At 74.7% G+C, this 7,151-nt stretch carries 6 protein-coding genes and 1 pseudogene; 2 read left to right on the top strand and 5 right to left on the bottom strand.

The genetic code is table 11. The features are described 5' to 3' along the window. The 3 genes from ACVNF4_RS29780 to ACVNF4_RS29790 all read right to left on the bottom strand — a co-directional run. Positions 1 to 1,373, bottom strand: a 1,373-nt coding sequence (locus tag ACVNF4_RS29780) for an SDR family oxidoreductase (protein WP_461805989.1), incomplete at its 3' end; no start/stop codon positions are given. Beyond that, complete coding sequence (locus ACVNF4_RS29785; protein WP_461805990.1) at positions 1,370 to 2,623, bottom strand: acyltransferase domain-containing protein; 1,254 nt, start codon at positions 2,621 to 2,623, stop codon at positions 1,370 to 1,372. The genes ACVNF4_RS29785 and ACVNF4_RS29780, both read right to left, overlap by 4 nt. Positions 2,624 to 2,902: 279 nt before the next feature. Then, positions 2,903 to 3,757: a helix-turn-helix domain-containing protein gene (locus tag ACVNF4_RS29790; protein WP_461805991.1), complete on the bottom strand. Its 855-nt coding sequence runs from the start codon at positions 3,755 to 3,757 to the stop codon at positions 2,903 to 2,905. A gap of 287 nt (positions 3,758 to 4,044) precedes the next feature. Between ACVNF4_RS29790 and ACVNF4_RS29795 the strand changes: the two are divergent. Beyond that, positions 4,045 to 4,296, top strand: a pseudogene (locus ACVNF4_RS29795) (hypothetical protein); the annotation flags it as partial. A gap of 80 nt (positions 4,297 to 4,376) precedes the next feature. Here the strand turns inward: ACVNF4_RS29795 and ACVNF4_RS29800 are convergent. Further along, a complete protein-coding gene (locus tag ACVNF4_RS29800) occupies positions 4,377 to 5,135 on the bottom strand; it encodes a DeoR/GlpR family DNA-binding transcription regulator (RefSeq protein WP_461805992.1) in 759 nt (252 codons plus the stop codon). 49 nt (positions 5,136 to 5,184) lie between these two features. Between ACVNF4_RS29800 and ACVNF4_RS29805 the strand changes: the two genes are divergently transcribed. Continuing rightward, entirely contained in the window at positions 5,185 to 5,868 is a 684-nt protein-coding gene (locus ACVNF4_RS29805; RefSeq protein ID WP_461805993.1) for an NUDIX domain-containing protein, read from the top strand. A 176-nt stretch (positions 5,869 to 6,044) separates the two neighbouring features. Here the strand turns inward: ACVNF4_RS29805 and ACVNF4_RS29810 are convergent. Next, a partial coding sequence (locus ACVNF4_RS29810) for a M1 family metallopeptidase (RefSeq protein ID WP_461805994.1) occupies positions 6,045 to 7,151 on the bottom strand: 1,107 nt, incomplete at its 5' end.

Consider the following 7,151-nt stretch of genomic DNA (forward strand, 5'->3'; position numbering starts at 1 on the left):
GCCAGGGTGTAGGTGACGGTGGCCCGCTTCGCCGAGTTGAAGGTGATCTTCTTGATCTCGATGCTCCCCTGGGCCGCGGTGTCCGCGTTGTAGGTCTGGAGGGCGCCGGCGTACGGGTACCGGCCGCGCGGTCGGTGCCCGGTCTGCTCCGACACCGCCGTCACGAGGAGGCTCTCCTCGACGTGCTGGCTGCCCTCGTTCCAGGCGCCGACGAAGCAGGCCGCGCGGGCGCCGGTGGAGGGCGGGCCGCACTGGAGGAGGGCGGCGCGCAGCCACGCGGTGAGGAAGTCGCCGGTCTCGCCGTCCTGGTGGATGTAGCCCGCGACACGGCTGTACGTGCGGTCGGGCGCTGTGCCCTGGTCGGACCAGAAGTGCTCCAGCGTGAACCGTTCCCCCGGTTCGGTGAACACCGGGCGGCCCTCGACGAGCCGGTCCCACAGGGCGTCGGCGTCGGGAGCGCCGGGGGTCACGACACCCATGCCGACGACGGCGACCGTCTCCGACGCCAGGCCGGGGGTGACGGGGGGTGCGGACGGGCGGGCGGTGAGGGGGTTGGGGGTGAGGGGCCGGGGTGCGGGTGGTCGGGGTGTGAGCATCGCCCGGCCCACCGACAGCCCGCCGTCCGCGAGGAACGACTGCCCCGACACCCAGCCGGACTGCGGCGACGCCAGGAACGCCACGAGACGCGCCAACTCCTCCTCGGTGCCGACCCGTTCGAGGGGTGCCGCCTGCGCGTAGACGCGCCGTAAGTCCTCGGCGCCGGGGAACAGGTCGGCCGTGGGATTGTCGAGCAGTCCGGCGGACGCGGTGTTGACGCGGATGCCCGACGGCCCCAGATCCGCCGCGAGGTAGCGGGTCATCGCCTCCAGCGCGGCCTTGCACACCCCGACGAGGAGGTAGTTGTCCATCGCCAGCCCCGCCCCGATGGACGAGACGTTCACGATCGCCCCGCCTCTCCTCATCAGCGGGGCGGCCCGTAGAGAGCACCACCGGGCGCCGTGCACGTTGGTGTCCACGGCGCGCTGCCACTCCCGGTCGGTCAGCTCGTCGTAGCGCGCGAACACCCCCCGCGCCGCGTTGTTGACCAGCACGTCGAGACCGCCGTGCGCCTCCTCCACCGCCCGGAACATCGCGGCGACCTCGTCCGGCTTGGCGACGCTCGCGCGCAGCGCCTCGGCCGACCCGCCCGCCGCCCTGATCGTGGCGACGGTCTCCTCGGCCCGCTCGGGCGAGTGGAAGTGGTTCACGATCACGTGCGCGCCGCGCCGGGCCAGTTCACGGCTGATCGCCGCGCCGGCCCCCTTGCCGCCGCCGGTCACCAGGGCCACGCGGCCGGCCAGGTCCCGGGCGACCGGGAACTCCTCGCGGGTCATCGGACCCCCGCAGCCGTGGGCAGGCCGAGCAGCAGCTCCGCGAGGGCGTCGAGGGTGGTGTGGTTCGTCAACCGGTGTCCGTCCGGCGGCAGTCGGCGCCCGTGGCGCTCCAACGCCTGGGAGAACAACTCCACTTGTTTGATGGAGTCGACCCCGAGATCCGCTTCGAGGTCGGCGTCGCCGGTGAGGACCTCCGGCGGATAGCCGAGCGCCTGCGCGTACAACTCGCGCAGTGAGCCGACGAGTTCGTCGTGAGGGTTCCCAGTGGCGGCCGGCGGTACTGCCTGCTGTGGCGATGGAGCGCCCAGTGCCGCCGCGAACTCCTCGGCGCCCACCCGCCGCCGTAACGGGGCGACAGCCCGCACCCCGGGAGAGACCGACGTCACCAGATCGCTGAGCACCCCCTTGGGGCCGCACTCCACGAACTCCTCGGCCCCTTCCGCGTGCAGGGCGCGCACCGCGTCCGCGAACCGGGTCGGACGCACCAGATGCGCGGAGACCAGCGCCGCGTGGGAGTCGTCGCCCACGTACCGGCCCAGGATCGCCGAGTACAGCCGGTACCGCGCCGGACGCGGCGCCAACTCCCGTACCCGGTCGATGAACGCGTGCGCCACCCCGGCGAGCCCGTGGCTGTGGAACGCGTACGGCACCCGCAGCGACGTCGCCCCGATCCCCACCGCCTCCGCCGCCTTGCGCACCCGCTCCAGCGGCTCGGCGGGACCGGAGACCACACACTGCCGGGGCCCGTTGTCCGCGGCGAGGCACACCTCGCCCTCCGCGAGGGCGGCCAGCAGATGCGCGGCCCGCGCCGCCGACACCTCCAGCGCGACCATCCCCCCGGCCGCCGGCGGACAGGCGGCGAACGCCTCGTCCCGTGCCGCCACCAGCGCCACCCCGTGCTCCAGGTCGTGGACACCCGCCGCGACGAGCGCCACCAGCTCGCCGAAGCTGTGCCCGAGCAGCACGTCCGGCTCCACCCCGAACCGCTCGGTGAGCAGCCGGAACAGCGCAATCTCGGACGCGAGGATCGCGAGGTGCAGATCCTGCGGCGCCCCGGTCACCAGCTCCCCGAGCGTCGGCGCCCGGGTGTCGAGGAGCAGCCGCGACACCGGGCCGCGCCCCAGCCGGACGGCCGCCCGGTCGACCTCCGCCAGCACCTCCCCGACCGACGGCTCCGTCTCGGCCAGAGCCGCCAACGCGCCCGGCACGTACGCCCCTTGGCCGGGAAACAGGAGAACACGACGTGGCATGGAACACCCCTCGGGATCGACCGCGCACGGGAAGGGCGCCCCACCGGACACCACCCGGTGGAAGCCCTGGGAACCGGTTGTCATGCTCCGTGTCGGTTCGGGGGTGCGTGTAGGGCGCCTTCACCGGAGCGCGATTCACCGCGAGACCGGCTCGTGCCGTGCGGCGGAGAAACGCGCGGGGGCGTGCGCCGGTGCTGTAGAGGGACGGCGTGGAGGCGCCGTGGGGCGTGAGGGAGGCCGAAGGCTGCCCCGACCTCCTGCCGACCCTCTGCGCCGCGATCAGCCTCCCGGCGGCGGGGACAGGTACGCCGGGGCCGCCCAGGCGACGTCGTCGACCGCGAGCCACGGCGCGAGGGCGACGGCCGTGGGGGTCGTGCCGGTGAAGGCCACCACGTCCCGGTGCAGGTGGGACTGGTCGGCGTAGCCGCACTCCGCCGCGACCCGCGCCGCGCTGTCGCCCGCCGCCAGCCGGTGCGCCGCGTGGTCGAAACGGACCAGCCGGGCCGCGTGCTTGGGGCCGAGCCCGGTCCGCGCGCGGAACCGGGACCACAGCCGCTTACGGCTCCACCCGGCCTCCACGGCCAGCCGCTCCACCTCGACCGCGCCCCGCTGCCTCACCATCCGCCCCCACGCGAAGGCGACTTCGGGCTCGACGGGGCGAGCGCGGTCCAGGCGCCGGACGAGCGCCGCCCGCACGAGCGCGAACCGCTCGTCCCAGTCGGCGACGGCCCGCAACCGCTCCTGGAGGCGTACGGCGTCGCGGCCCCACACGTCGTCGAGGGACACCACGTCGGGTCCCGTGCCGCCGTCCAGCAGCCCGCGCGCGACCAGCGGGGACAGCCGGATCTGGAGGCAGCCGAAGTTCCGGCCGTGCCCCCGGACACCGGAGGCCGAGAGCCCCAGGACGAGGCTGCCCCGGCGGGGGTGCCCGCTCGCGTCGTCGACGACGATCGGATCGTCGCCCAGGTCGACGGCGAGCGTCACCGCCGGGTACGGGACGATCCTCAGGTCCACGGGGTCGGTCGTCCGGGCGCGGAATCCCGCCATGGCGATCCCCGGCGGCAGGCCGCCGCGCGCGGGGGTGGCGATGTCCCACACCGACGCGGCGTCGAGAGCCGGTCCGGCAGGTCGCATGGGCGTCAAGCTACGCGACATTCGTCCAGGACGCGACGGCCCGCCGACGCGATCCGCCACAAGGAGATCGGCCCCGTCGAGCTCGCCACCGCAACCCTGGAGTGCGGGGACCGCGCTCAGGCATACCGGCTGGTGGACGCCGGCGAGGCGGAGGCCGCGCGGCTCGGACTGCCCGTCCAAGAGGCCCACGTGCGCTGCGCCCGCGCCCGGTTGCACGCGGCCGACGGCGACACGACGCGGGGGCCGAGCTGTTCACCCTCGCGGCGGACGCCTTCCGGCGGGCCGACATGCCCGTCCAGTACGCCTGGACCCTCGCGTGCGGCGCCCGCTCCGTCCACGAGGCCCTCGGCCTCGCCACCGCCCTCGGCCACCTCCACACCGCCGACGTCCTCGCCCGCCGCTGCTCCGCCCGCCTGGTCCAGGAACGGTCCGCGCGGATCCGTGCCGGATTCCCGGCCCATGCCCCCGTCGCCGGTCCCCTCCACCTCCTGAGCGACCGCGAACGCGAGATCGCCGGCCTCGCGGCCTCGGGCCTGCGGACCCGCCGGATCGCGGAGCGGCTCTTCCTGAGCCCCCGGACCGTCGGACGTGCTGCGCGGGACACGGTGGGAACCGGCCGTCACCCCGCCGAGAGGATCCGCACCCCCCGCCCCCTCAGCTCCCCCAGCACCGGATGCCCCGCCGCGCAGTCGGTGACGACCCCGCTGATCTCCTCCCACGGCAGCACCCGGAACCGGGACGCGGTGCCGATCTTCTCGGAGGAGGCGAGGACGTAGGTGTCGGCGGCGCGGGCGGCGAGGGCGCGTTTCATGGCGGCTTCGTCGGCGTCGCCGGTGGTGAGGCCGGCGTCGGGGTGGACGCCGGTGACGCCGAGGAGGCACAGGTCGGCGGAGATGTTCTGGGCGGCCTCCACGGCGGCGGCGCCGCAGGTGACGGCCGAGTGCTTGAAGAGGCGTCCGCCGAGGAGGAACACCTCGGCCAGCGGGTGGTCGAGGAGGGCGGAGGCGACGGTCGGGCTGTGGGTGACGACCGTGCAGTCCAGGTCCGGGGGAAGCGCGCGGGCGACGGCGAGAGCGGTGGTCCCGCCGTCCAGGATCAGCGCGCCGCCGGGCCGGACGAGTCCGACGGCCACCCGGGCGACCTGCTGTTTGCCGCCGGGCGTGACGCTCTGCCGGGCCGCGTAGTTTGCGACGGCCGGGGAGACGGGCAGCGCACCGCCGTAGACCCGCTGGCACAGCCCCTCCGCCGCGAGGTCCCGCAGATCGCGCCGCACGCTGTCCTCGGAGATCCCGAGGCCGGCGGCGACGTCCTTGGCGACGATCTTGCCCTCGCGGGCGAGCAGGCCCAGCAGGTGGTCACGCCGTTCGGCAGCCAGCATCCGCACTCTCTCCTGTTCTTGCACGTTTCTGCATGTATCGTAGCGCGGCATGAACGAAAAGCCCTCCCCGAGCACCCCCGGCGTCGACACCCCCGACCACCGTGGCCGCACCGGCCTCGACCGGGCGGGCCAGGGCCTCGACCGCAACCCCGACGTCGTCGTCCGCCGGGTCGAACTCACCTCCCAGGGCTGGCACGTCCTGCGCCGCACCACCTTCGACTACCGCCGCCGCGACGGCCGCTGGACCACCCAGCAGCGCGAGACGTACGACCGGGGCAACGGCGCCGTCGTCCTCCCCTACGACACGGCGCGCGGCCACGTCCTGCTCACCCGCCAGTTCCGCTACCCCGCCTACGTCAACGACCACCCGGACGGCATGCTCGTCGAGGCCGCCGCAGGACTCCTCGACGACGACACCCCCCTCACCGCCGTCCGCCGCGAGGCCGCCGAGGAACTCGGCGTCACCCTCGGCCCCCTCACGCACGTCCTCGACGCCTACATGAGCCCCGGCTCGGTCACCGAGCGCCTCCACTTCTACGCGGCCCCCTACACCGCCGCCGACCTCACCGACGCCGGCGGCGGCGTGGAGGAGGAGGGCGAGGACATCGAGGTGCTGGACCTGCCTTTCACCGAGGCCCTCGCCATGGCCCACGACGGCCGCATAGCCGACGGCAAGACCATCCTGCTCCTCCAATGGGCCGCGCTGAACGGCCCGTTCGCCGGTACGCGGTGATCGCCCCACAGGGCGTGCGTGCGGCCCAGCGCGCTGGAGGGCGGCGCCGTCGCGCCAGTGCCCTTGCCGGTCCATGAGCCGCTCCAGCGCGTGGGCCGGCCCCCACACGTGGGAAGGCACGCGAACCGGAGTCGCCCGACTCCCCGACGCGCCGGCGGCAGTGGACGATGTGCGCGTCAGCCCGGTGGACGCGGCAGCGGTGGGAGCCGACGGTCGTAGAGCCAGCTCCGCAGCAGGGGTTCGACGGCCGCCGGGGAGTGGCGGGCGGCGTGGGCGATGAATGCGGCGGTGTCGGCGGCGCCTTTGCGGTGGGTGTCGTGCCAGGAGCGCAGGACGGCGAAGAAGGGGCCGTCGCCCAGGGTCAGGCGCAGGGCGTGCAGAGTGCAGGCGCCCCGGTCGTAGACCCGGTCGTCGAAGATCCGGCCGGGGCCGGGATCGGCGAGCCGCAGCCCCGTCGGACGGCCGGACAGGGAACGCCACGCGGCGCGCGCGAGGGCGTCGGCGGAGTCCTCGCCGAGGTGCTCCGACCACAGCCACTCCCCGTACGTCGCGAACCCCTCGTTGAGCCAGATGTCCCGCCAGTCCCGCAGGCTGACACTGTTGCCGAACCACTGGTGGACGAGTTCGTGCGCGACGAGCGTCTCCCCACCCCGGTGCCCGTCCACGTGGTTGCGGCCGAAGACCGACGCCGTCTGGTTCTCCACCGGCTGGTCGAGATCCGCGTCCACGACGACCGCCCCGTACGTCTCGAAGGGGTACGGGCCGAACCAGCGGGTGAACGCCTCCAGCATCTCCGGCTGCCGTCCCAGGTCGTGGCGGGCCGCGTCCGCCAGCCGGACGGGGTAGGCGTCGCGGCCGGCGATCAGGCGGCCGGTCGCGCTGTCCCGGGCGTGCCAGGTGCCGTGCGCGAACCGGCCCGTGTACAGCGCGGCGAGGTAGGGGGCCATCGGACCCGGGTGGTGGTACGTCCAACGGTCGCCGTCCCGGGCCACGAGACGGCCGTTCGCGACGGCCTCCCGGCCGGGCGGCACGCTCACCCGGAACGTGAACTCCGCCTTGTCGTCCGGCCGGTCGTTGCACGGGAACCAGGACGGGGCGCCCAGCGGCTGCGCCGCCACCAGCGTCCCGCCGTCCGCGCCGCCCGTCCGGTCCCAGCCGATGCGCCCGAACGGCGTCCGCACCTCCCCCGAATCCACCCGCCCCCCGACCCGCTTCCGCAACACCCGCGCGGTCACCAGGAGCCCCGCGAAATACGACACCGTATAAGCCCCCGCCATCCCCAC

The organism is Streptomyces sp. S6, from assembly GCF_054880855.1.